The organism is Pseudomonas sp. 8(2025), assembly GCF_052665325.1.
This window is the reverse complement of sequence record NZ_JBQOIE010000018.1, coordinates 69,039-91,819: the sequence shown is the minus strand read 5'-3', so window position 1 is coordinate 91,819 and position 22,781 is coordinate 69,039. Positions and strand designations below refer to the sequence as shown.

Below are 22,781 nucleotides of genomic sequence, written 5' to 3'. Positions count from 1 at the left end.
ATGTCGGCACTTTGGCGGATCAACCTGTGGGTCACGGCATTCTTTGCCGTGGTGACCCTGGCCTGCGCCGCCTTGCTGCTGCACCAGGCGGTGGCCGATGTCGAGCGTGAGTTGCAGTCCGCCGAGGCGGTGGTGGAATACCTCAGCGACAGCGCCGCGCGCAACCCGGCGGGCCTGCAACCGCACCTGACCCAGAGCCTGCGCCATGTACGGGTGCACTGGCTGGCGGCGGACGAGGCGGCCCGCATGCCGGAAGAGGCCGGGCTGGACGCCTGGCTCGGCCGCCAGCTGTTCAGCGAGCGCCGCCACAGCGCCCGCGAGCTGGACCTGGGCGACGGCCGCCGAGTGCTGATCGCCGTGGACGCGCGCGATGAGATCGACGAAGTCTGGGATTCCCTGCAACAGCTGTTGAGCCTGTGCGGCCTGGCCCTGTTCCTGAGCCTGCTGACCATCCGCTGGGCGGTGCGCCGTGGCATGGGCCTGCTGGATGACCTGCTGCGGGCCTTGCAGCAGGTGTCCGGCGGGCAACTGGCGGTGCGCCTGCGCGAAGCCGGCCTGCCGGAAGCGCGGCAACTGGCCGGGCACTTCAACCGCATGACCGCGACCCTGGAACAGACCCGCGCCGACAACGCGCAACTGACCCAGGCCTTGCTGGCGGTGCAGGAGCGCGAGCGCACCTACCTGGCGCAGACCCTGCACGACGACCTCGGGCAATACCTGGCGGGCATCCGCGCCCAGGTCTGCCTGCTGCGCATGGTCAGCAACCAGCCCACGGTGGTGGAGCACACGGCCCAGGCCCTGGAGCTCAACTGCGAGCGCTTGCAGCAAGGCTTTCGCGCCCTGGTGCAGGACCTGTACCCGGTGGTGCTGCAGCACCTGCCGCTGGCCGAAGCCTTCGGTTTGCTGGTGAGCCAATGGCAGGACAGCCAGGGCATCGACTGCCAATTGCGGGTCGGCGCCGACCTGCCAGCGTTGCCCAGCGCCAGCAAGACCCACCTCTACCGCCTGCTGCAAGAAGCGCTGACCAATGTCGCCCGGCACGCCGACGCCAGCCAGGTACGGGTGCGCCTGCAACGCAGCGCCCGGGGCCTGCGCCTGCTGGTGCGCGACAACGGTTGCGGCGCGCGCCAGCCCCAGCGCCCCGGCGTCGGCCTGCACTCGATGGCCGAGCGGGCCCGCAGCCTGGGCGGCGAACTGCACATCCTCAGCCGTCCCGGCGCCGGTTGGGCACTGGCCTTGAACATGCCCCTGAACATGCCCATGGAGGCCTGATGAACATCTTGTTGGTGGATGACCACGCCGTGGTCCGCCAGGGTTACGCCAGCCTGCTGCGCGCGGTATTGCCGGCGATGCAGGTGCGCGAAGCGGCCAGCGGCGAAGAGGCCCAGGCCCGGGTCGCCGAAGAAGTGCCGCAGCTGGTGATCATGGATTTCGGCCTGCCGGGCATCAGCGGCCTGGAGACCACCCGCCGCCTGCGCCAGCGCCTGCCGCAGCTGCGGGTGCTGTTTTTCAGCATGCACGACGAACTGCCCCTGGTGCGCCAGGCCCTGGAGGCGGGAGCCTCGGGCTACCTGACCAAGAACTCCGCGCCCCAGGTGCTGATCGAAGCGGTGCACCGTGTGCTGGCCGGGCACGCCTACATCGAACAGCCCCTGGCCACCCAACTGGCCTGCACCCCGGCGCAGAACAGCAGCGACCCGCGTTTGCAGAGCATGACCCAGCGCGAGCTGGAGATCTTCGTGATGCTGGCCAAGGGCACCCCGGCGCGGGTGATTGCCGAGCAGCTGTGCATCAGCGCCAAGACTGTGTCCAACCACCTGACCTTGCTCAAGAGCAAGCTGCAGGTCAGCTCCCATGCGGAGTTGGTGCATTTGGGGATTGATATGGGGGTGGTGCGGGTGGCGGGGTGAGGGGGTATGGTTTGGCAAATTTTGTCAAAAGCGGACAAAGCCATGAGCACCATGAACATCTCCCTGCCGGACGCTCTCAAGTCCTTTGTCGATGATCAAGTCAGCCAGCGCGGCTACAGCACCAGCAGTGAATATGTGTGTGAGCTGATTCGCAAGGATCAGGATCGGCAACATCTGCGTGGCCTGTTGTTGGCCGGTGCTCAATCGGCGCCGGGCACTGCTGTGCAGGGTGACTATTTCGAATCCCTGCGTGCCAGGGTTCACAAGGCGCGAGGATGAAAGCCAAGCCGGTCATGCCACGTGCCCTTGCCAGCCATGACGTGGGAGGCGCTATCAGCGACTAGCTTGACCAACAGGCCGAGCAGGCTGCGCTCGGTTTTATCGATGCTTTGGAAAAGGCCTATCTTCATATCGGCCGCCATCCGGCCTTGGGTATGTCTCGCTACGCCCACGAGCTGGATCTGCCGGGGGTGCTTTGCTTGCCGCTGAAGCGCTGTCCCTATCTGGTGTTCTACGTTGAACGCGATGACTACATCGACGTATGGCGGGTTTTGCATGGTATGCGGGACTTTCCTGAGTGGTTGGCTGAAGGTGTTTTCCGGTAGTGGTGGGGGATGTTGGGGGCTTTTTGTGGTGAGGGGGTGGGGTGTATATCCGTTGCTGTGGGTGTGGCTGCTGGTGGTTTCGTCTTGATGGTTTGGGGTTTGGGTACATATCCATTGCTGCGGTAACGGCCACTTAGGGTTTCGCCCTTACGGCGACTCACTTTTTTCAAACGCCGGAGTGCCGGCCCAGCAAAAAGTAAGCAAAAACGCTTGCCCCTCCATGGGCCCCTCGCTGAGGCTCGGTGTTCCCTCGCTTCGGCATTGCTCCGGGTGGCGGCTAGCTCGGCATCCCTGCCGAGCTGCCCCCTACGCAACGCCTACGCTCGGCCTGCTGGGAAGGGGCCTGAAGATCAAGATCAAGAGCAAAAGCCAAGCGCGTTTTACGCGCTGTTCGTAGGAGCCGGCTTGCCGGCGAAGAGGCCCGTGAGTCATGCAGCGTCTGGGCGGACGTCTTCGCTGGCAAGCCAGCTCCTACAGGAGGTGGTGGGAGGGACGCCCCATTCCATCTTCAGGCCGGCCGCAACGCCGCCGTCAGATTTTGCTTTTGCTTTTGCTTTTGATCTGCTTGCCCCCTTAGACACGATGGCCGAACGCAGGCATTGAGCCGTGGGTAACCCGGCAGGGATGCCGGGTTAGCCGCCACCCGGCCATGGATGGCCGGTGGCGGCGGCCCACGGAGCAATGCCGGAGTGAGGGCATGCCGAGCCTAGGCGAGGCACCGAGTGGAGGGGCAGAAGCGTTTTGCTCACCTTTTGTCTGGGCCGGCATTCCGGATTTTCAAAAGTGAGTCGCTGTAAGAGCGAAACCCTAAGTGGCCGTGACCGCAGCAACGGATATGTACACATCCCCCTCACTTATCCCAACTCCCCGGACACCCCACACACCCCTCCATATTGGCATCCTGAAAATTCCCATAGTGCTGCCGCGCCCCGCGCAGGTCGGCTCCTTCCAGATTGCTCTCGCCAAACTTCGCCTCCTGCAGATTGGCATCGCTCAGATCGGCCCCTTGCAGATCCGCCTTGCTCAACCAGGCCATCTCCAGGTCCGCCGCCCGCAGTTTGGCCTGGTGCAGCTTGGCCCCGGACAGGCGGGCAAATTGCAGGTAGGCCGCGCTGAGGTCGGCTTTTTCGAATTGCGCGCCCTGGGCAAACAGGCCCCAGCCCTGGATCGCCATCAGCTTGGCGTCGGTGAAGTCCGCCAGCCGCAGGTTGCTCTGTTGCAGGCTGGCGCGGGTCAGGTTGGTGCCTTGCAGGCGGGCCTTTTCCAGGTTGGCCAGGTCCAGCTGGGCGTGGCGCAGGTCGGCGCCGGAGAGGTCGGCGCCGGCCAGGTTCATCTTGCGCAGGTCCTGGTTGGCGAGGTTAGCGCCACGCAGGTTGGCGCCGGGGCATTGGCTGGATTCGGCGATCAGGCAGCCGTTGACGGTCAGCGGTACATCGTTGCCGTCGTCGTCGACATTCATTGCCAAGGCGGGGGAGAGGCTCAGCAGCAGGGCCAGTGGCAGGTAGTTCATGGTGCGGTTCTCCAGGCGGGAGTGAAGGCGGGTGTGGCGAGGGAGCGGGCTCCCTCGCCACAGACAAGGCGGGGATGATCAGCGTTGGGCGGTCTTGTTATCCCAGCTCGGGATCTTGAACACCCAGAACGAGCCGCCTTGGGCCACCGGCTTGGTCAGTTCGGCCATGTCGCCGCCCCACAGCGGCACCGCGCCGCCGTAGCCCACGGTCACGCCGATGTACTGCTCGCCATCCTGTTCCCAGGTGATGGGCGGCGAGACGATGCCGCTGCCGGTCTGGAATTTCCACAGCTCCTTGCCGGTCTTGGCGTCGAAGGCCTTGAAGAAGCCGTCGCCGGTGCCGGTGAACACCAGGTTGCCCTTGGTCGCCAGGACGCCAGCCCACAGCGGCAGGTGTTCCTTGTGCTCCCAGACCAGCTTGCCGGTGGTCGGGTCCATGGCGCGCAGGGTGCCGACGTGGTCGTCGTACATGCGCTTGATACGGAACCCCATGCCCAGGTAGGCCGAGCCTTTCTTGTAGTTCACTTCCTCGGTCCAGTACTCCTCCTTCCACTGGTTGCCGGGGATGTAGAACAGCCCGGTGTCCTGGCTGTAGGCCATGGGGTTCCAGTTCTTGCCACCCAGGAACGGCGGCGAGACTTCCACCGGCTTGCCCTTGGTTTCACCCGGCAGCGGCTTGGCCGGACGCTGGCCTTCGTTTTCCACCGGGCGCCCGGTCTTGAGGTCGATGTGGCTGGCCCAGGTGATGTTGTCGACGAAGGGGAACGCGTTCTGCAATTTGCCGTTGTTGCGGTCCACCACGTAGAAGAAGCCGTTGCGGTCGGCGTGGCCGGTGGCCTTGACCACCTTGCCGTCCTTGCCCTTGTAGTCGAACAGCACCAGTTCGTTGTTGCCGGAGAAGTCCCAGGCGTCGTTCGGCGTGTGCTGGTAGAACCATTTCACTTCGCCGGTGCTCGGGTCGACGCCGACCTGGCCCGAGGTGTACAGGCTGTCGTAGTCGTGGGGGTTGCCGTCTTTGGCGGTGCGCGCCCAGGTGTTCCACGGCCCGGGGTTGCCGGCGCCGACGATGATGGTGTTGGTTTCGGCATCGAAGCTGGCGCTCTGCCAAGGGGCGCCGCCGCCGTGGCTCCAGGCTTCGACCTTGCCGGTTTCGGTGGTCTTGTCGTCGGGCCAGGACGGCGCCTTGACGTCGCCGGTGGGGGTGCTGTCCTTGCCGTTCAGGCGGCCCATGTGGCCTTCGACGAAGGGCCGCATCCACACCTCTTCGCCGGTCTCCGGGTCGCGGGCGAACAGCTGGCCGACCACGCCGAATTCATCGCCCGAGCTGCCGTGGATCAGCAGCACCTTGCCGCTGGTCTTGTCCTTGATCAGCACCGGGGCGCCGGTCATGGTGTAGCCGGCGCTGTGGTCGCCGAACTTCTTGTTCCACACCACCTTGCCGGTGTTCTTGTCCAGGGCGATGACCCGGGCATCGAGGGTGCCGAAGTAGATCTTGTCGCCGTAGATCGCCGCGCCGCGGTTGACCACGTCGCAGCATGGGCGAATGTTGTCCGGCAGGCGGTGGTTGTAGGTCCACAGGCGCTTGCCGGTCTTGGCGTCCAGGGCGAACACCCGGGAGTAGGAGCCGGTGACGTAGACCACGCCGTCGCTGACGATGGCCTGGGATTCCTGGCCGCGTTGCTTCTCGTCGCCGAAGGAATAGGACCAGGCCGGGGTCAGCTTGAACACGTTCTTGTCGTTGACCTGGGCCAGGGGGCTCCAGCGCTGGGCGTTGGTGCCCATGCCGTACTGCAGCACGTCCTTGGTGGTCAGGTGGTCGTTGGCGATGTCTTCCCAGGTCACGTTCTTGCTGGCAGGTGCCGCCGGGGCGGTGGCCGCTGTGGCCGCCGCGCCCAGGGACAGGCTGCCGGCCAGCAGCAGGGCCTGGACGGCAAGGCTCAGGGGGGAGAGGGCGGGTAGCGATCTTATTGTCATGGTTGCGGTTCCCAGTGGAGGTTTTGGCCTGACTAGGGTCTGCCGCGCGAGGCGCTTTGAGATACGGAAAAAGTCCCGCCCTTGCCGGGAATAGTTCCCGGGCGGCACCTGATTTAGGCCCGCGCCACAAGCCCTACTACCAAGGGAGTAGGGCGCGGCCACCAAAGCAGCATACGGCCGCCCGCCGGCTGTTTCTAAGATGGCGCCATGGCCTCTGTAGCGAGGTCTTGCGTGCAATCTTGAGGGCATAACAATGACAACAAAACGCAACGCCTTGCTCGCGGTAGGGCTGCTGACCGGTGCCTTGGCCACCGGTGCCGTATGGGCCCATGGCAACGTGGTGCCCCAGGCGGTGGAGACCAAGGGCCTGACGCCGATCAAGGATGCCGGGGTGAGCGTCGATGGTGACGGCTGGGCCGCGGTCAACCCGTACCGCACCTCGCCCGAGCACGACAAGGCGGTGGAAATCGGCGCTTCGGCCTACAACCAGAACTGCGCCGCCTGCCATGGCCTGGAAGCCAAGTCCGGCGGTATCGCTCCAGACCTGCGCATGCTCGACGCCGGCGAAGCCGGGGATGAATGGTTCGTCGAACGGGTGCGCCACGGCGCGGTGCGCGATGGCCGGGTGTACATGCCGAAGATGGCCGACTACCTGAGCCAGGAAGCCCTGTGGGCGGTGCGCACCTACCTGGACAGCGTGCGCGTCGAGGAGTGATCGCCATGGGCCGCTTCGCCCTGTTCCTGGCTGGCCTGCTGCTGTGTTGCGCCACGGCCCAGGCCGAGGTGCGCAACTACGACACGATGATCGCCTCCGGTGAACTGAAGGTGGCGGTGTACCAGGATTTTGCTCCCTACAGCTTCGAGGACCAGGGCCAGCCCCGGGGCGTCGACGTCGAGCTGGCGCAAGCCCTGGCCGAGGCCCTGGGGGTGCGCTTGCAACTGATCTGGGCGCCCCCCGGGGAGAAACTCGACGACGATTTGCGCGACTACATCTGGCGTGGCAGCCCGCTGCGCCACCAGCAGTTGGCCGACCTGATGATGCGCGTGCCCTACGACCACGACTACGCGCAAAAGCGCAACGAACTGGGGGAGCTGGCCAACGATCACGTGGTGATGTTCGGCCCCTATCAGGAGGAGCGCTGGCAGGTGGCATTCGACCGCCGCCGGCTGGATTCGGTGGCCAGTGTCGCGGTGTTCCAGGAGCACCCCATTGGCGTCGAAGTGGACAGCGTGCCGTCGTTCTACCTGACCTCGGTGTTCAACGGCATGCTCAGTGCCAAGACCCACCATTACCCCAGCGTGCAACAGGCGTTCGGCGCCTTGCGGGCCGGGCAGGTGGACGCGGTGATGGCCATGCGCGGCGAGATCGACTGGCAGTTGCATCAGGCCGCTGATCCGCAGTTGGCCCTGGCGGAAAACGCCTACCCGAACATGGGCAAGCAGGTGTGGGAGATCGGCATGGCGGTGCATGAAAGCAACCGCCAGCTGGCCTATGCCGTGGAAGAGGCCCTGGAAGGGCTGATCCGCGACGGTCGCCTGCAGGCGCTGTACGCCCGTTATGGCCTGCGTTACGAGGTCCCACAGATGTATCAATAGGAGCTGCGATGAACTGGCGAGCGACCTGTCTGCTGGCGTGCTGGCTGCCCTTGGCGACCCCGGTGCTGGCCGCCGATCCGCAGGCCCCGGGCCCGGACCCGGTGCCTTCGGTGATGTGGGCCTTCTACCACAAGCAATTGCTGGGGGACGCGGCGTTCGTCTTCGATGACCGGGTCAAGCTGCTGGCGCCGCCCTTTGCCGAGGATGCGCGGCAGGTGCCCCTGGAGATCGACGCCCGGGCCTTTGGAGGCGAGGTGGTACGCATCCTTGCCTGGGCCGAGCTCAACCCCTTGCCGCGCATCGTCGATTTCGAACCGGGGGAGCGAGTGCTGCCCTGGCTGTCGATCCGCATCCGTATCGAGCAGGCCACGCCGCTGCGCGCCGCGGTGCTGACCCGCGATGGCCTGTGGCACGTGGGCTCGACCCTGATCGATGCCGCGGGCGGCGGCTGTACCGCCCCCAGCGTGGTGCGCACCCAGCCCGGCTGGGAAGAGCACATCGGCGAGGTGCTGGGCGGGCGTTATCCCCGTGGGGATGCCAGCCGCCTGCGCCTGCAAATCTCCCACCCGATGGACAACGGCCTGGTCAGCGGCATCCCTGAGTTTTTCCTCAACCACGCCGAACTGCGCGACCAGAACGACCAGCGCCTGGCCAGCCTCGAACTGTTCCCGGCGGTCAGCGAAAACCCCAACCTGGGGTTCGATATCCAGGGGCCGGGGCAGACCCGCTTGCTGTTGCGCGACAACAGCGGCAACCAGTTCGAGGCCAGGCTGCCCTGACCGCATCCTTTGACCCACCCGAGCCGAGGCGCGCCATGCGTTGGATCCTGCTGTTGCTGCTGTGCCTGGGCCTGCCGGCCCGGGCCGACCTGGACTATCCACTCAAGCCCCGGCAGATCGCCGCGGGCACCTGGCTGCTGGAAGGCAGCACCGACAATTTCGCCAAGGCCAATGGCGGCAACATCGTCAACACCGGCTTCATCGTCACCGACAGCGGGGTGGTGGTGATCGACAGCGGGCCGTCGAAACGCTACGGCGAAGCCTTGCGCCGGGCGATTGCCGCCACCACCGACAAACCGGTCATCCAACTGCTGCTGACCCACCATCACCCCGACCATGTGCTGGGCAACCAGGCTTTTGGCGACGTGCCCATCGGCGCCCTGGCCGGCACCGGCGACCTGCTGCGCCAGCAGGGCGAGGCCATGGCCGAGAACATGTACCGCATGGTCGGCGACTGGATGCGCGGCACCGAGGTGGTGCTGCCGACCCAGGTGCTTGAGCCCGGGGTGCTTGAGGTGGGCGGGCATCGCTTGCGCTTGCTGGGCCTGAGTGGGCACACCGGCGCTGATCTGGCGATTCTCGATGAGAACACCGGGGTGCTGTTTGCCGGTGACCTGGTGTTCTACGAGCGCGCGCTGACCACCCCCAACAGCCCGGGGCTCGGGGCCTGGCTCAAGGACCTGGACACCTTGCAGGCCTTGCCGTGGAAACTGATCGTGCCAGGCCATGGCCCGGTGGCCAGCGATACGGCGCCCTTTGCCCAGATGCGGGACTACCTGGGCTGGCTGGACGGGTTGATGCGCGACGGCGCCGCCCAGGGCGACGACATGGCGGAGATGATCCGCCGCCCGATCCCCGAGCGTTTTGCCGGCATCAGCCTGACCCGCTATGAGCTGATCCGCAGCGTCAGCCACCTGTACCCGCGTTACGAACGCCAGCGCCTGCAGCGTATCGACGGCCTGTAGGAGCCGGCTGGCCGTCGAAGGCGGTCTTGCTGGGCCTCTTCGCTGGCAAGCCAGCTCCTACGGTAGGCAGGGAGATCGCGTGGGGCTTTGTAGGCGTCGGCGGCCGCTCCTGTACCAAGGAACTAGAAAACTCCGCACTGCGGGCAATTGTTGGCAGGCAGGCCGGGACCAAGAATTCCCGGCAGACCGGGAAAATTTCCCGGGAACAACAATAACCGCCGAGGTAGCCGTCATGACCCAACCCCCACGTCGTCCCTTTTTCGCCGTGAGCCTGGTGCTCAGCGCCATGCTGCTGTCCAGCGCGGCCCTGGCCGCCGTCACCGATGAAGAGATCCTCCAGGACCCGAAGAACCCGCAGCAGATCGTCACCAACGGCCTGGGCGTCCAGGGCCAGCGCTACAGCCCGCTGGATATCCTCAACGTCGATAACGTCAAGGAGCTGCGGCCGGTCTGGGCCTTCTCCTTCGGCGGCGAGAAGCAGCGCGGCCAGCAGGCCCAGCCGCTGATCAAGGACGGGGTGATGTACATGACCGGTTCCTACTCGCGGGTGTTCGCGGTGGACGCGCGCACCGGCAAGAAGCTCTGGCAGTACGACGCGCGCCTGCCGGACGACATCCGCCCGTGCTGCGACGTGATCAACCGCGGCGTGGCGTTGTACGGCGACCTGGTGTTCTTCGGCACCCTGGACGCCAAGCTGGTGGCCCTGAACAAGGACACCGGCAAGGTGGTGTGGAGCAAGAAGGTCGCCGATCACAAAGAGGGTTACTCCATCAGCGCGGCGCCGATGATGGTCAATGGCAAGCTGATCACCGGGGTCGCCGGCGGCGAGTTCGGCGTGGTCGGCAAGATCCAGGCCTACGACCCGAAAAACGGCGAGCTGCTGTGGATGCGCCCCACCGTGGAAGGCCACATGGGCTACGTGTACAAGGACGGCAAGGCCATCGAGAACGGCATTTCCGGTGGCGAGGCGGGCAAGACCTGGCCGGGCGATCTGTGGAAGACCGGCGGCGCGGCGCCGTGGCTCGGCGGCTACTACGACCCGGAAACCAACCTGCTGCTGTTCGGCACCGGCAACCCGGCGCCGTGGAACTCCCACCTGCGCCCTGGCGACAACCTGTATTCCTCGTCGCGCCTGGCCCTGAACCCGGACGACGGCACCATCAAGTGGCACTTCCAGAGCACCCCCCACGACGGCTGGGACTTCGACGGCGTCAACGAGCTGATCTCCTTCAACTACAAGGAAGGCGGCAAGGAGATCAAGGCCGCCGCCACTGCCGACCGCAACGGCTTCTTCTACGTGCTCGATCGCACCAACGGCAAGTTCATCCGCGGCTTCCCCTTTGTCGACAAGATCACCTGGGCCACCGGCCTGGATAAGAACGGCCGGCCGATCTACAACGAGGCCAGCCGCCCTGGCGCCCCGGGTAGCGAAGCCAAGGGCAGCTCGGTGTTCGTCGCCCCGGCCTTCCTCGGCGCCAAGAACTGGATGCCCATGGCCTACAACCGCGACACCGGGCTGTTCTATGTGCCGTCCAACGAATGGGGCATGGACATCTGGAACGAAGGCATCGCCTACAAGAAGGGCGCGGCGTTCCTCGGCGCGGGCTTCACCATCAAGCCGCTGAACGAGGATTACATCGGCGTGCTGCGGGCCATCGACCCGATCAGCGGCAAGGAAGTCTGGCGCCACAAGAACTTCGCGCCGCTGTGGGGCGGGGTGCTGACCACCAAGGGCAACCTGGTGTTCACCGGCACGCCTGAGGGCTTCCTCCAGGCGTTCAACGCCAAGACCGGCGAGAAGGTCTGGGAATTCCAGACCGGCTCCGGGGTCCTGGGCTCGCCCGTGACCTGGGAAATGGACGGCGAGCAGTACGTCTCGGTGCTCTCCGGCTGGGGCGGCGCGGTGCCGCTGTGGGGCGGCGAGGTGGCCAAGCGGGTCAAGGACTTCAACCAGGGCGGCATGCTCTGGACCTTCAAGCTGCCCAAGGACCTGGTGAGCAAACGCTGATCGTAAGCGCCAGCTTGCTGGCGAAGGCGCCCGCACGACCGCTTTCGCCGGCAAGCCGGCTCCTACAAAGCCCTCACAATATCCCTGCCGACCGTAGGAGCCACCGCAATGTCCCTGCCGACCGTAGGAGCCAGCTTGCTGGCGAAGAGGCCCGCAAGAGCGCCTTCATCGGCAAGCCGGCTCCCGCACAGGGCAATCAACCTACGACCAAATGACGAGAGCCCCCCTGCCAACGATGCATTCGTCCGGCACGCGGGGCTCTCTACCATCGAGCCATCGCCTGTCGTGGACAGGCATCGACCAGCAGAGGCCCAGCATGATCTACGCACAACCCGGAACCCCAGGCGCCGTCGTGTCCTTCAAGCCACGCTACGGCAATTTCATCGGTGGCCAGTTCGTGCCGCCGGTGGACGGCCAGTACTTCAGCAACACCTCGCCGGTCAACGGTGAGGTGATCGCCGAATTCCCGCGCTCCACTGCCGCGGACATCGACAAGGCCCTGGACGCCGCCCATGCCGCCGCCGATGCCTGGGGCAAGACCAGCGCCCAGGACCGTTCGCTGGTGCTGCTGAAGATCGCCGACCGCATCGAGCAGAACCTGGAGATCCTCGCGGTCAGCGAAACCTGGGACAACGGCAAGGCCGTGCGCGAAACCCTCAACGCCGACGTGCCCCTGGCCGCCGATCATTTCCGCTACTTCGCCGGTTGCATCCGTGCCCAGGAAGGCGGCGCCGCAGAGATCAACGAACTGACCACCGCCTACCATTTCCACGAACCCCTGGGCGTGGTGGGGCAGATCATCCCGTGGAACTTCCCGCTGCTGATGGCCGCCTGGAAGCTGGCCCCGGCCCTGGCCGCCGGCAACTGCGTGGTGCTCAAGCCCGCCGAGCAGACCCCGCTGTCGATCATGGTCTTCGCCGAGCTGATCGCCGACCTGCTGCCGGCCGGGGTGCTGAACATCGTCCAGGGCTTTGGCCGCGAAGCCGGCGAGGCCCTGGCCACCAGCAAGCGCATCGCCAAGATCGCCTTCACCGGCTCGACCCCGGTGGGCTCGCACATCATGAAATGCGCCGCCGAGAACATCATTCCGTCCACCGTGGAGCTGGGCGGAAAGTCGCCGAACATCTTCTTCGAAGACATCATGCAGGCCGAGCCCAAGTTCATCGAAAAGGCCGCCGAAGGCCTGGTGCTGGCGTTCTTCAACCAGGGTGAAGTCTGCACCTGCCCATCCCGGGCCCTGGTTCAGGAGTCGATCTACGAGCCGTTCATGGCCGAGGTGATGAAGAAGATCGTTAAGATCAAGCGCGGCAACCCGCTGGACACCGAGACCATGGTCGGCGCCCAGGCGTCGCAGCAGCAGTACGAGAAGATCCTCTCCTACCTGCAGATCGCCCAGGAAGAGGGCGCCGAGCTGCTCACCGGTGGCGCCGCCGAGCTGTTGGAAGGTGACCTGGCCAGCGGCTATTACATCCAGCCGACCCTGCTCAAGGGCCACAACAAGATGCGCGTGTTCCAGGAAGAGATCTTCGGCCCGGTGGTGGGCGTGACCACCTTCAAGGACGAAGCCGAGGCCCTGGCGATCGCCAACGACAGCGAGTTCGGCCTGGGCGCCGGGCTGTGGACCCGCGACATCAACCGCGCCTACCGCATGGGCCGGGCGATCAAGGCCGGCCGCGTGTGGACCAACTGCTACCACCTGTACCCGGCCCACGCCGCGTTCGGTGGCTACAAGAAATCCGGGGTGGGCCGCGAGACCCACAAGATGATGCTCGACCACTACCAGCAGACCAAGAACCTGCTGGTGAGCTACGACATCAATCCCCTGGGCTTCTTCTAAGGGCAACAACAGGCGCGGTGGTTGGGTGCCGCCGCGCTTGTGCGGGACGGACACGGGGAGGGCTCATGGGTGGGCACCTCCCCGTGTGCGTTGTGGGCGCAGCACCGCCAACCCTGCAGGAGCCAGCTTGCTGGCGAAGAGGCCCGCAAGACCACCGTCAATCCACCCCTACCAACGCACCCGCCGGTTCGTCCCAAAGTAGCATTCGGCCCCCGCGCTCCCCGTGCATTAATGCCTTTACCGGAATCCCCCGGCACAACAAGAGGCTTGACCCCATGTGGCATAAACCCGCGTACACCGACCTGCGTATCGGCTTTGAAGTGACCATGTACTTCGCCAACCGCTGAGCCGTCCCGCTCCGGCCGGTACTGGTGTCGGCCGGAGCCTTTTGCCCTTCAGGAGCACCTCATGCATATCCGCATTCTCGGTTCCGCGGCGGGGGGCGGTTTTCCCCAGTGGAACTGCAACTGCCGCAACTGCGCCGGCGTGCGCGACGGCAGCCTGCGCGCCCGGCGCCGCACCCAGTCGTCCATCGCCCTGAGCGACCAGGGCAGCGAGTGGATCCTGTGCAACGCCTCCCCGGACATTCGCCAGCAGCTGGAGTCCTTTCCGGTGCTGCAACCGGCCCGACAGCTTCGGGACACCGCCCTGGCCGGGGTGATCCTGCTGGACAGCCAGATCGACCATTGCACCGGCCTGCTCAGCCTGCGCGAAGGCTGCCCGCATCAGGTCTGGTGCACCGAGATGGTCCACCAGGACCTGTGCAGCGGCTTCCCCCTGTTCAACATGCTCAGCCACTGGAACGGCGGCTTGCAGTGGCAGCCCATCCACCTCGACGGCCGGGAATTCAGCCTGCCGGCCTGCCCGGACATCACGCTGCGGGCGATTGCCCTGCGCAGCAGCGCGCCGCCGTATTCGCCCCATCGCGGCAACCCGCACCCGGGGGACAATATCGGCCTGTTCATCGAGGACCGGCGCAGCGGCGCCAGCCTGTTCTATGCCCCGGGTCTGGGGCAGGTGGATGAGGCCCTGCTGGCGTGGATGGAGCGCGCCGACTGCCTGCTGGTGGATGGCACCTTGTGGCGCGACGACGAGATGCGCCTGTGTGAAGTGGGCGACAAGCTGGGCAGCGAGATGGGCCATCTGGCGCAAAGCGGCCCCGGCGGCATGCTTGAGGTGCTGGAGCGCTTTCCTCGGGCGCGCAAGGTGCTGATCCACATCAACAACACCAACCCGATCCTCGACGAGGACTCCGCCGAGCGCGCCGAACTGACCCGCCGCGGCATCGAAGTGGCGCATGACGGCATGGACATCCATCTCTGACGCCACCCGGTCCCTGTAGCCGCTGCCGAGCCCGCGAGGCTGCGCAAAGGCCCGCAGGGCCTTGCCTGACCATCTCCCGCCAAACCCGCAGCGACCTCAAGAGCGCCGCGGCCCTTCGTGCCGTTCGCAGCCTGCGGCAGCGGCTACACCAACCTCGGATCGACACTGGCCCTGTAGCCGCTGCTGAGCCCTGGCGATCACCCGCCAAACCCGCAGCGGCCTCAAGAAAGCTGCGGCTCTTCGTGCCGTTCGCAGCCTGCGGCAGCGGCTACATGGCCTGTAGCCGCTGCCGAGGCTGCGAAGTCCGCCGATGGTCGGATTGCTTTCAGCAACGGATGCTTTAGGCTGGCGTTCTTCTCCAGAACAATAAGAAAACAGGCTTCCCCCATGGGCCAGAATCTCAGTCTGCTGCGCAAGTTCGTCTCTCCGGAAATCATCTTTGGCGCCGGTTGCCGGCACAACGTCGGCAACTATGCGAAGACCTTCGGTGCGCGCAAGGTGCTGGTGGTCACCGACCCCGGGGTGATCGCCGCCGGCTGGGTCGCCGATGTCGAGGCCAGCCTGCTGGCCCAGGGCGTCGAGTACTGCCTGTACAGCGCGGTGTCGCCCAACCCGCGGGTGGAGGAGGTGATGCACGGCGCGCAGATCTACCGGGAAAACGCCTGCGATGTGATCGTCGCGGTCGGTGGCGGCAGCCCCATGGATTGCGGCAAGGGCATCGGCATCGTCGCCGCCCACGGGCGCAGCATCCTCGAGTTCGAGGGGGTGGACACCATCCGCATGCCCAGCCCCCCGCTGATCATGATCCCGACCACCGCGGGCACCTCGGCGGATGTCTCGCAGTTCGTGATCATCTCCAACCAGCAGGAGCGGATGAAGTTCTCCATCGTCAGCAAGGCGGTGGTCCCTGATGTGTCGCTGATCGACCCGGAAACCACCCAGGGCATGGACCCGTTCCTGTCCGCCTGCACCGGCATCGACGCCCTGGTGCATGCCATCGAGGCTTTCGTTTCCACCGGCCACGGGCCGCTGACCGATCCCCACGCCCTGGAAGCCATGCGCCTGATCAACGGCAACCTGGTGCAGATGATCGCCAACCCCTCGGACATCGCCCTGCGCGAGAAGATCATGCTCGGCAGCATGCAGGCCGGGCTGGCGTTCTCCAACGCGATCCTCGGCGCGGTGCATGCCATGTCCCACAGCCTGGGGGGCTTTCTCGACCTGCCTCACGGGCTGTGCAACGCGGTGCTGGTGGAGCATGTGGTGGCCTTCAACTACAGCGCGGCGCCGGAGCGCTTCAAGGTGATTGCCGAGACTTTCGGCATCGACTGCCGCGGGCTCAACCAGCGGCAGATCTGCGGGCGCCTGGTGGAGCACCTGATCGCCCTCAAGCGCGCCATCGGCTTCCACGAGACCCTGGGCCTGCATGGGGTCAGCAGCAGCGATATTCCGTTCCTCTCGCAGCACGCAATGGGCGACCCATGCATCCTCACCAACCCTCGTGAATCCAGCCAGCGTGATGTCGAGGTGGTCTATGGCGAGGCCCTCTGACGAACAGCAACGAGCCCTGGCCGGGCTCCTGGGGCTGGGCAACCACTCGGCGCGCAAGAGCCATTACCCGGAACTGGCGGCACGCCTGGAAGACCTGGAAACCGAGCGCAACCGCTACAAGTGGCTGTTCGAGAACGCGGTGCACGGCATCTTCCAGGCCAGCCTGCAGGCCGGCATGCGTGCCGCCAACCCGGCCCTGGCGCGCATGCTGGGGTATCAGGACCCCCAGGAAGTGCTGTTTTCCCTGGCCGACCTGGCGGGCAATCTGTTCGTGGGCGGCGCCGCGGAACTGGCGGCCATCGGCGAGCAGTTACAGAACCAGCGCAGCCTGCTGGGTTACGAGACCCAGCTGCGGCGCAAGGACGGCAGCAGCATCGACGTGCTGATGAACCTGTTGCTCAAGCCCGACCAGGACGGGCTGGTGGAAGGGTTCGTCGCCGACATCACCGAGCGCAAGCTGGCCCAGCAGCACCTGGAACAGCTCAACGACCAGCTGGAGCAGCGGGTGGCGGCGCGCACCGATGAGTTGCTGGACGCCAACCGCAACCTGCAGCAGCAGATCGCCCGGCGCGAGCGCATCGAGCGCGACCTGCGCGAGGCCCGGGACGCCGCCGAGGCGGCCAACCGCAGCAAGGACAAGTACCTGGCCGCCGCCAGCCACGACCTGCTGCAACCTCTGAATGCCGCACGCCTGCTGATTTCCACCCTGCGCGAGCGCAGCCTGCCGGCCCCGGAGCAACTGCTGGTGGAACGCACCCACCAGGCCCTGGAAGGCGCCGAGGACCTGCTCACCGACCTGCTGGATATTTCCAGGCTCGATCAGGCGGCGGTGAAGCCGGACCTGGCCACCTACCGCCTGGATGAAATGCTCGCGCCCCTGGTTTCCGAGTTCCAGTCGGTGGCCGAGGCGGCGGGGCTGGGGCTGCGGGTGCGCTTCGGTGACTTTGCCCTGTTCACCGACTTGCGGCTGATGACGCGGATCCTGCGCAACTTCCTCAGCAATGCCTGCCGCTACACCGAGCGCGGCAGCATCCTGCTGGCGGCGCGCCGTCGCGGCGACCAGTTGCGGCTGGAGGTGTGGGACACCGGGCGCGGCATTGCCGCCGACCGCCTGGAGTCGATTTTCCTTGAATTCAACCAGCTGGATGTAGGCCGCGCCGCCGACCGCAAAGGGGTGGGCCTGGGGCTGGCGATTGTCGAGCGCATCGCCAAGATCCTCGGCTATCGGGTGCAGGTAGCGTCGCGGCCGGGGCACGGTTCGCGGTTCAGCATCGAGGTACCACTGGCGGCCCGGGTGCCCTTGCCCTTGAGCCAGCAGGCGCCGCAGCCGGGCACCGGCAACCCGCTGCCGGGGCGGCGCCTGCTGGTGCTGGACAACGAGTTGAGCATTCTTGAAAGCATGGCCGCGCTGCTCGGCCAGTGGGGCTGCGAGGTGCTGACCGCCACCGATCAGGCCGCCGCCCTGGAGGTGCTGCAGGGCCGGGCGCCGGAGTTGATCCTGGCGGACTTTCACCTGGATCACGGGGTCACCGGCTGCCAGGTGGTCAGGCGCTTGCGCGAGCATTTCCAACAACCGCTGCCGGCGGTGATCATCACCGCCGACCGCAGCGACCAGTGCCGCCGCGCCTTGCAGCAACTGGGCGCGCCGCTGCTCAACAAACCGGTGAAGCCGGGCAAGTTGCGGGCCGTGCTCAGCCAGTTGCTGGGCTAGTGGTGGCAAGGGGGGGCGGCCAAATCGATGCGCCGGCGCGGAGCTCAGATGATGCGCAGCATCCACAGCAGGCCCAGGTAGACCGCTGCACCGCCCAGGGGCCAGACCAAAAGCAGGCGGGTCTGGCTGAAGAACGGTGGCGCGGCCTCCACCAGGGTCGAGTCCTCCAGCTGTTGCAGGGTCTTGGCGGGTACGCCTTCCTCGACCGGGGCGTTGATCTGGGCCTCGATCAGCGGTTCTACTTCCTCGACCTTGCGCATCAGCATCCGGCCTGAGGTGAACAGGGCGGCGCCGACGAAGATCAGCAGGTAGATCAGCAGAAACTTCCAGTGCACGGAGTTGCTCAGGCGGATGAAGTCGGGGGTCGGGCTGTTGTCCCAGAGCCAGTTCAGGGGGCGGGTGTTTTCCCAGACCATGAGGGTGAACTGCTCGATCGGGCGGTTGATGGTGCGCGCCATGGCGGTGTAGCTGTCCAGGCGCCAGTGGAGCATTTTCAGGGTCGAGAAAAAGGTCGAGATCAAGGCACCGGTAAACAACAGTGCGCCTGCGGCGATGTACAGCCGGTACTGCAATTGGGCCCTGGTGTAGGTCATGGGTGCTTCCTGCAATGAACAAAAGGGCCGCAATACTATATTCCGTGGCCGCTGGGCGATAGGGGCGCGCCCTGGCTCATCGGTTGCCGCGTTGCAGGTTTGCGCTGGTGCCATGGGCGACACGGGTTATCCTTGAGCCCCCTTCAGGTCGGACGAGTCAGCCCATGCTGGAAGTACAAGGAGTGTTCAAGAGCTATGCCACCCCCCAGGGGCCGCTGGCGGTGCTGCAGGGTGTCGATTTGCACCTGGGGAAGGGCAGCAGCCTGGCGCTGATGGGCGAATCCGGCAGCGGCAAGAGCACCTTGCTGCATCTGGTGGCCGGGCTGGACCAGGTGGATGGCGGCAGCATTCGCATCGGCGCCCAGCGCCTGGAGCGCATGAGCGAAAGCCAGTTGGCCAACTGGCGCCGCACCGAAGTCGGCCTGGTGTTCCAGCAGTTCAACCTGATCGGCAGCTTGCGGGTCGAGGACAACCTGGGCTTCCAGGCGCGCCTGGCCGGGCGCTTCGATCCGCGCTGGCAGGCGCAGTTGGTGGAACGCCTGGGCCTGGGGGACTTGCTGCGCCGCTACCCCGAGCAGCTGTCCGGCGGCCAGCAGCAGCGGGTCGCTTTGGGCCGGGCCCTGGCGTCGAGGCCCGGGCTGTTGCTGGCCGATGAGCCCACCGGCAGCCTCGATGAAACCACCAGTGACCAGGTGCTGGATTTGCTGCTGGAATTGCTGGCCGACAGCCCCACCAGTTTGCTGATGGTGACCCACAGCCAGCGCGTGGCCAGCCGTTTGCAACACACCGTGGTCCTGCAGCGTGGCCGCCTGGCCGCAGCGGGCGGGGCCTGAGATGCGGGTGCTGCGTGGCACCTTGCAGGCGCTGTTGAGCCACTGGCGCCAGCACCCGGTGCAGTTCTTCAGTGTGCTCACCGGTTTGTGGCTGGCCACCAGCCTGCTGACCGGGGTCCTGGCCCTCAACAGCCAGGCCCGGGACAGCTATGTCCGGGCCAGCCAGTTGATTGGCGGTGAACCCCAGGCCAGCCTGGGCACGGCCACTGGCGCAAGCTTTGCCCAGCAATGGTTCGTCGACCTGCGCCGGGCCGGCTGGCCGGTGTCGCCGGTGCTGCAAGGGCGGGTGCAGTTGCAGGGCTTCGAGGCGCTGCGCCTGCAACTGATGGGCATCGAGCCTTTGTCCTTGCCCGCCGGTTCCGCAGTGGCCGGCAAGCCACTGGCGATGCAGCAGGTGGTGGAATTCTTCAGCCCGCCGGGGCGTACCTGGGTTGCCCCAGAGACCCTGGCCAGCCTCGGCTACCGCGAGGGCCAGCAGCCCCGGGCCAGCAATGGCCGGCTGCTGCCGCCGTTGCAGGTGCAGGCGGACATGGCCCCGGGGCTGCTGCTGATGGACATCGGCTTTGCCCAGCAGGTACTGGACCAGCCGGGGCAACTGAGCCGCCTGCTGCTGCCCCGGGACTTTGCCGCCCGCGCGCCGCCCTTGCCGGCCGAGCTGGCGGGGCAACTGGTGCTGCATTCGGGCGAATCGGAAAACACCCTGGCGCGCCTGACCGAGAGCTTTCACCTGAACCTGGATGCCTTGGGTTTCCTGTCCTTCGTGGTCGGGCTGTTCATCGTGCATGCCGCCATCGGCCTGGCCCTGGAGCAGCGTCGTGGCCTGCTGCGGACCTTGCGCGCCTGCGGGGTCAGTGCGCGGCTGCTGATCTTCAGCCTGATTCTGGAACTGGGGGCCCTGGCGCTGCTGGGTGGAGTGGCGGGGGTCATCAGCGGCTACCTGCTGGCCGGGCTGCTGCTGCCGGACGTGGCCGCCAGCCTGCGCGGCTTGTACGGCGCCGAGGTGGCGGGGCAGTTGAGCCTCAGCCCCGGGTGGTGGTTCAGCGGTATCGGCCTGAGCCTCTTGGGGGCCTTGCTGGCCGGCGCCGCCAGCCTGCTGCGGGCGGCGCGCCTGCCGCTGCTGGCCCTGGCCACCCCCCAGGCCTGGCATCAGGCCCATGCCCGCTGGCTGCGCCGCCAGGGTGCGGTGGCCGTAGTGGCGCTGCTGCTGGCCCTGGCGGCGTGGCAGTGGGGCGACAGCCTGGCCAGCGGCTTTGTGCTGATGGCGGCCTTGCTGCTGGCGGCGGCCCTGGGCCTGCCGGTGCTGCTCGATGCGGTGCTCGGGACCTTGCTCGGGCGCCGGCGTGGGGTGCTGGGGCAGTGGTTTCTTGCCGATTGCCGCCAGCAACTGCCGGCCCTGAGCCTGGCCCTGATGGCGCTGCTGCTGGCGCTGGCGGCGAATATCGGCGCCGGCAGCATGACGGCAGGGTTTCGCGAAACCTTCAACGACTGGCTGGAGCAACGCCTGAGCGCCGAGTTGTATGTCAATCCGCAGAGCCCGGAGCAGGCCCGGCAGTTGCTGGACTGGTTGCCGCAACAGGCCCAGGTGGCCGCTGTGCTGCCCAGCTGGCAGGTGGCGTTGCAGGTGCAGGGTTGGCCGGCGGACCTGTATGGGGTGATCGACCATCCCAGCTACCGCCAGCACTGGCCGCTCCTGGAAAGCGACGGCGCCGAGCCCTGGGCACAACTGGCGAGCCAGGACACCCTGATGCTCAGTGAACAGCTGGCCCGACGCCTGAAGGTGCGCCCCGGCGACCGCCTGAGCCTGCCGGTGCCCGCCGGGCAGTGGGCGCCCCGGGTGGTGGGGATCTACGCCGACTATGGCAACCCCAAGGGCCACCTGCTGGTGAATGCCGGGCACTTGCTGGCGCATTGGCCAGCGCTGACGCCGAGCCGCTTCAACCTGCGCCTGGCGCCGGGAGCGATGCCCGGGCTGGTCGGCGCCTTGCAACAGCAGTTCGCCCTGGACGACAGCCGGATCATCGATCAGGCCCGGCTCAAGGGCTGGTCGCAGCAGGTCTTCGAACGCACCTTCGCCGCCACCGCCGCCCTCAACAGCCTGACCCTGGGGGTGTCCGGGGTGGCGCTGTTCATCAGCCTGCTGACCCAGAGCCAGAGCCGGCTGGGCCAGCTGGCGCCGCTCTGGGCCCTGGGGGTGGGGCGGCGTCAACTGATGCTGCTGAACCTCGGGCAGACCTGGCTGCTGGCCTTGCTCACCCTGGTCCTGGCGCTGCCGCTGGGCATCCTCCTGGCCTGGTGCCTGGACAGCGTGATCAATGTCCAGGCCTTTGGTTGGCGCCTGCCGTTGCGGGTGTTCCCCGGGCAGCTTCTGCAACTTTTGGGCCTGGCCATGCTGGCGACTCTGTTGGCATCGGCCTGGCCGCTGCTGCGTTTGTACCGCGCGCAACCGGCGGACCTGTTGAGGACTTTTGCCCATGAAGACTGATGTGTTGGGCCGGGCCCTGGCGGGGTTGCTGCTGGCGCTGCTGGCCGGTTGTGAACAGCCCGCCGAGCCGCCCCAGGGTTTTGCCGGCCTGGGCAGCGAGGCCGCGGCCTTCACCCCGGTGTTGCCGGGGCGCAGTTTCAGCTTTCCTGCCGACCACGGTGCCCATGACGGGTTTCGCATCGAGTGGTGGTACCTCACGGCAGACCTGAGCGACGCCCAGGGCCGCCGCTTCGGCGTGCAGTGGACGCTGTTTCGCAGTGCCCTGCGGGCCGCTCCCGAACAGCCGGGCTGGGGCGCGCCGCTGGTGTGGCTGGGCCATGCAGCGGCCACGTCGGCCCAGAGCCACCACGCCGCCGAGCGCTATGCCCGGGGTGGCGTCGGCCAGGCCGGGGTGATCGCGCAGCCGTTCCAGGCCTGGATCGACGACTGGCAGTTGAGCACCCTGAACAGCGCCGGCGACCCCCTGGCGCGGATGCAGGTGCAGGCCGCGGGGCCGGGGTTCGCCTATCGCCTGCAGCTTTCCAGCAGCCGGCCGCTGGTGCTGCAGGGCGAGGGCGGCTACAGCCGCAAGTCCGACCAGGGGCAGGCCTCCTACTACTACAGCCAGCCGTTCTTCCAGGCCGCGGGGGAGTTGCAGATCGATGGCCAGCGCTATCAGGTCAGCGGCCCGGCCTGGCTCGACCGGGAATGGAGCAGCCAGCCCCTGGGCGCGGACCAGAGCGGCTGGGACTGGTTCTCTCTGCACCTGGACAGCGGCGAGCGGCTGATGCTGTTCCGGGTCCGCGAGCGGGACAAGGCGCCCTATATCACCGGCACCTGGATCAGCACCGATGGCCACACCCAGAGCCTGGGCAAGGAGCAGATCCAGTTGCTGCCGCTGGCCCAGTCCAGGGTCCAGGGCCGCAGCCTGCCCACCACCTGGCAACTGAAGATCCCCGCCAAGGGCCTGGATATCACCACCCGGGCCCTGAACCCCCAGGCCTGGATGAACCTGAGCATTCCCTACTGGGAAGGGCCGCTGCAATTCGCTGGCAGCCACAGTGGCAGCGGCTACCTGGAGATGACCGGTTATTGAGGGCGCCGCGACGCTTGCACCCATCCCCC

General features: G+C 66.6%; 20 protein-coding genes. 17 read left to right on the top strand and 3 right to left on the bottom strand.

The window, feature by feature from the left end; translation table 11 throughout:
• From ACUXVH_RS27230 to ACUXVH_RS27215, 4 genes are all read left to right on the top strand, one after another.
• Positions 1 to 1,272 (top strand): sensor histidine kinase, encoded by a 1,272-nt coding sequence (locus tag ACUXVH_RS27230; protein ID WP_065363539.1) that lies wholly within the window; start codon positions 1 to 3, stop codon positions 1,270 to 1,272.
• On the top strand, positions 1,272 to 1,910 hold the full coding sequence (locus ACUXVH_RS27225) for a response regulator (RefSeq protein WP_065363540.1): 639 nt from the start codon (positions 1,272 to 1,274) through the stop codon (positions 1,908 to 1,910). The genes ACUXVH_RS27230 and ACUXVH_RS27225 overlap by 1 nt, the downstream gene beginning before the upstream one ends.
• 42 nt (positions 1,911 to 1,952) lie before the next feature.
• Positions 1,953 to 2,189: a ribbon-helix-helix domain-containing protein gene (locus ACUXVH_RS27220; protein ID WP_041752124.1), complete on the top strand. Its 237-nt coding sequence runs from the start codon at positions 1,953 to 1,955 to the stop codon at positions 2,187 to 2,189.
• Positions 2,190 to 2,290: 101 nt separating this feature from the next.
• Positions 2,291 to 2,515: a type II toxin-antitoxin system RelE/ParE family toxin gene (locus ACUXVH_RS27215; protein ID WP_230493603.1), complete on the top strand. Its 225-nt coding sequence runs from the start codon at positions 2,291 to 2,293 to the stop codon at positions 2,513 to 2,515.
• Positions 2,516 to 3,365: 850 nt separating this feature from the next.
• On the opposite strand, the gene ACUXVH_RS27210 is transcribed toward ACUXVH_RS27215, so the two are convergent.
• Together ACUXVH_RS27210 and exaA are read right to left on the bottom strand one after the other, a co-directional pair.
• A complete protein-coding gene (locus tag ACUXVH_RS27210; protein WP_445496381.1) occupies positions 3,366 to 4,025 on the bottom strand; it encodes a pentapeptide repeat-containing protein in 660 nt (219 codons plus the stop codon).
• 78 nt (positions 4,026 to 4,103) lie between these two features.
• The gene (exaA, locus tag ACUXVH_RS27205; protein ID WP_019093085.1) at positions 4,104 to 5,999 is read right to left on the bottom strand and encodes a quinoprotein ethanol dehydrogenase; all 1,896 of its coding nucleotides are present in this window, start codon (positions 5,997 to 5,999) and stop codon (positions 4,104 to 4,106) included.
• A gap of 253 nt (positions 6,000 to 6,252) precedes the next feature.
• On the opposite strand from exaA, the gene pedF reads away from it, so the two are divergent.
• The 10 genes from pedF (at position 6,253) to ACUXVH_RS27155 (ending at position 17,769) form a co-directional block, all read left to right on the top strand.
• Positions 6,253 to 6,714, top strand: a complete 462-nt coding sequence (pedF, locus tag ACUXVH_RS27200) for a cytochrome c-550 PedF (protein WP_011060515.1) — start codon at positions 6,253 to 6,255, stop codon at positions 6,712 to 6,714.
• A 5-nt stretch (positions 6,715 to 6,719) separates the two neighbouring features.
• A complete protein-coding gene (locus tag ACUXVH_RS27195; RefSeq protein WP_011060516.1) occupies positions 6,720 to 7,595 on the top strand; it encodes a substrate-binding periplasmic protein in 876 nt (291 codons plus the stop codon).
• 8 nt (positions 7,596 to 7,603) lie between these two features.
• Positions 7,604 to 8,374 (top strand): quinoprotein dehydrogenase-associated SoxYZ-like carrier, encoded by a 771-nt coding sequence (locus ACUXVH_RS27190; RefSeq protein ID WP_065363542.1) that lies wholly within the window; start codon positions 7,604 to 7,606, stop codon positions 8,372 to 8,374.
• Positions 8,375 to 8,409: 35 nt separating this feature from the next.
• On the top strand, positions 8,410 to 9,339 hold the full coding sequence (locus tag ACUXVH_RS27185; protein ID WP_065363543.1) for a quinoprotein relay system zinc metallohydrolase 1: 930 nt from the start codon (positions 8,410 to 8,412) through the stop codon (positions 9,337 to 9,339).
• Between the two features lie 232 nt (positions 9,340 to 9,571).
• Positions 9,572 to 11,347, top strand: a complete 1,776-nt coding sequence (gene pedH / locus ACUXVH_RS27180; RefSeq protein WP_011060519.1) for a PQQ-dependent alcohol dehydrogenase PedH — start codon at positions 9,572 to 9,574, stop codon at positions 11,345 to 11,347.
• Positions 11,348 to 11,663: 316 nt separating this feature from the next.
• Entirely contained in the window at positions 11,664 to 13,184 is a 1,521-nt protein-coding gene (exaC, locus tag ACUXVH_RS27175) for an acetaldehyde dehydrogenase ExaC (protein ID WP_015635021.1), read from the top strand.
• Positions 13,185 to 13,459: 275 nt separating this feature from the next.
• Entirely contained in the window at positions 13,460 to 13,531 is a 72-nt protein-coding gene (gene pqqA, locus ACUXVH_RS27170; protein ID WP_011060521.1) for a pyrroloquinoline quinone precursor peptide PqqA, read from the top strand.
• 61 nt (positions 13,532 to 13,592) lie between these two features.
• A complete protein-coding gene (gene pqqB, locus ACUXVH_RS27165; protein WP_065363544.1) occupies positions 13,593 to 14,507 on the top strand; it encodes a pyrroloquinoline quinone biosynthesis protein PqqB in 915 nt (304 codons plus the stop codon).
• A 387-nt stretch (positions 14,508 to 14,894) separates the two neighbouring features.
• On the top strand, positions 14,895 to 16,058 hold the full coding sequence (gene ercA / locus ACUXVH_RS27160; protein WP_011060523.1) for an alcohol dehydrogenase-like regulatory protein ErcA: 1,164 nt from the start codon (positions 14,895 to 14,897) through the stop codon (positions 16,056 to 16,058).
• Positions 16,042 to 17,769 carry a PAS domain-containing hybrid sensor histidine kinase/response regulator gene (locus tag ACUXVH_RS27155; protein WP_065363545.1) on the top strand — a complete coding sequence of 576 codons (1,728 nt, stop codon included), beginning with the start codon at positions 16,042 to 16,044 and terminating at the stop codon, positions 17,767 to 17,769. Before ercA ends, ACUXVH_RS27155 begins: the two co-directional genes overlap by 17 nt.
• A gap of 44 nt (positions 17,770 to 17,813) precedes the next feature.
• On the opposite strand, the gene ACUXVH_RS27150 is transcribed toward ACUXVH_RS27155, so the two are convergent.
• On the bottom strand, positions 17,814 to 18,362 hold the full coding sequence (locus ACUXVH_RS27150; protein ID WP_065363546.1) for a YniB family protein: 549 nt from the start codon (positions 18,360 to 18,362) through the stop codon (positions 17,814 to 17,816).
• A 164-nt stretch (positions 18,363 to 18,526) separates the two neighbouring features.
• On the opposite strand from ACUXVH_RS27150, the gene ACUXVH_RS27145 reads away from it, so the two are divergent.
• Genes ACUXVH_RS27145 through ACUXVH_RS27135 form a run of 3 tightly spaced genes read left to right on the top strand, consistent with a single transcriptional unit; the run spans position 18,527 to position 22,752 of the window.
• Entirely contained in the window at positions 18,527 to 19,195 is a 669-nt protein-coding gene (locus tag ACUXVH_RS27145; protein WP_445496374.1) for an ABC transporter ATP-binding protein, read from the top strand.
• A gap of 1 nt (position 19,196) precedes the next feature.
• Positions 19,197 to 21,677 carry an ABC transporter permease gene (locus ACUXVH_RS27140; RefSeq protein WP_065364700.1) on the top strand — a complete coding sequence of 827 codons (2,481 nt, stop codon included), beginning with the start codon at positions 19,197 to 19,199 and terminating at the stop codon, positions 21,675 to 21,677.
• On the top strand, positions 21,667 to 22,752 hold the full coding sequence (locus ACUXVH_RS27135; RefSeq protein WP_019093658.1) for a lipocalin-like domain-containing protein: 1,086 nt from the start codon (positions 21,667 to 21,669) through the stop codon (positions 22,750 to 22,752). The genes ACUXVH_RS27140 and ACUXVH_RS27135 overlap by 11 nt, the downstream gene beginning before the upstream one ends.
• Positions 22,753 to 22,781: the final 29 nt, after the last annotated feature.

Excerpts from the sequence above, each read along its gene's own strand:
- ACUXVH_RS27150 (WP_065363546.1), bottom strand. The coding sequence starts at position 18,362 with ATGACCTACACCAGGGCCCAATTGCAGTACCGGCTGTACATCGCCGCA.
- ACUXVH_RS27190 (WP_065363542.1), top strand. The coding sequence starts at position 7,604 with ATGAACTGGCGAGCGACCTGTCTGCTGGCGTGCTGGCTGCCCTTGGCG.
- ACUXVH_RS27225 (WP_065363540.1), top strand. The coding sequence starts at position 1,272 with ATGAACATCTTGTTGGTGGATGACCACGCCGTGGTCCGCCAGGGTTAC.
- ACUXVH_RS27140 (WP_065364700.1), top strand. The coding sequence starts at position 19,197 with ATGCGGGTGCTGCGTGGCACCTTGCAGGCGCTGTTGAGCCACTGGCGC.
- ACUXVH_RS27185 (WP_065363543.1), top strand. The coding sequence starts at position 8,410 with ATGCGTTGGATCCTGCTGTTGCTGCTGTGCCTGGGCCTGCCGGCCCGG.
- pqqB (WP_065363544.1), top strand. The coding sequence starts at position 13,593 with ATGCATATCCGCATTCTCGGTTCCGCGGCGGGGGGCGGTTTTCCCCAG.
- ercA (WP_011060523.1), top strand. The coding sequence starts at position 14,895 with ATGGGCCAGAATCTCAGTCTGCTGCGCAAGTTCGTCTCTCCGGAAATC.
- ACUXVH_RS27135 (WP_019093658.1), top strand. The coding sequence starts at position 21,667 with ATGAAGACTGATGTGTTGGGCCGGGCCCTGGCGGGGTTGCTGCTGGCG.
- ACUXVH_RS27230 (WP_065363539.1), top strand. The coding sequence starts at position 1 with ATGTCGGCACTTTGGCGGATCAACCTGTGGGTCACGGCATTCTTTGCC.
- pedF (WP_011060515.1), top strand. The coding sequence starts at position 6,253 with ATGACAACAAAACGCAACGCCTTGCTCGCGGTAGGGCTGCTGACCGGT.
- ACUXVH_RS27220 (WP_041752124.1), top strand. The coding sequence starts at position 1,953 with ATGAGCACCATGAACATCTCCCTGCCGGACGCTCTCAAGTCCTTTGTC.
- ACUXVH_RS27145 (WP_445496374.1), top strand. The coding sequence starts at position 18,527 with ATGCTGGAAGTACAAGGAGTGTTCAAGAGCTATGCCACCCCCCAGGGG.
- exaC (WP_015635021.1), top strand. The coding sequence starts at position 11,664 with ATGATCTACGCACAACCCGGAACCCCAGGCGCCGTCGTGTCCTTCAAG.
- pedH (WP_011060519.1), top strand. The coding sequence starts at position 9,572 with ATGACCCAACCCCCACGTCGTCCCTTTTTCGCCGTGAGCCTGGTGCTC.
- ACUXVH_RS27155 (WP_065363545.1), top strand. The coding sequence starts at position 16,042 with ATGGCGAGGCCCTCTGACGAACAGCAACGAGCCCTGGCCGGGCTCCTG.
- ACUXVH_RS27195 (WP_011060516.1), top strand. The coding sequence starts at position 6,720 with ATGGGCCGCTTCGCCCTGTTCCTGGCTGGCCTGCTGCTGTGTTGCGCC.
- ACUXVH_RS27210 (WP_445496381.1), bottom strand. The coding sequence starts at position 4,025 with ATGAACTACCTGCCACTGGCCCTGCTGCTGAGCCTCTCCCCCGCCTTG.
- exaA (WP_019093085.1), bottom strand. The coding sequence starts at position 5,999 with ATGACAATAAGATCGCTACCCGCCCTCTCCCCCCTGAGCCTTGCCGTC.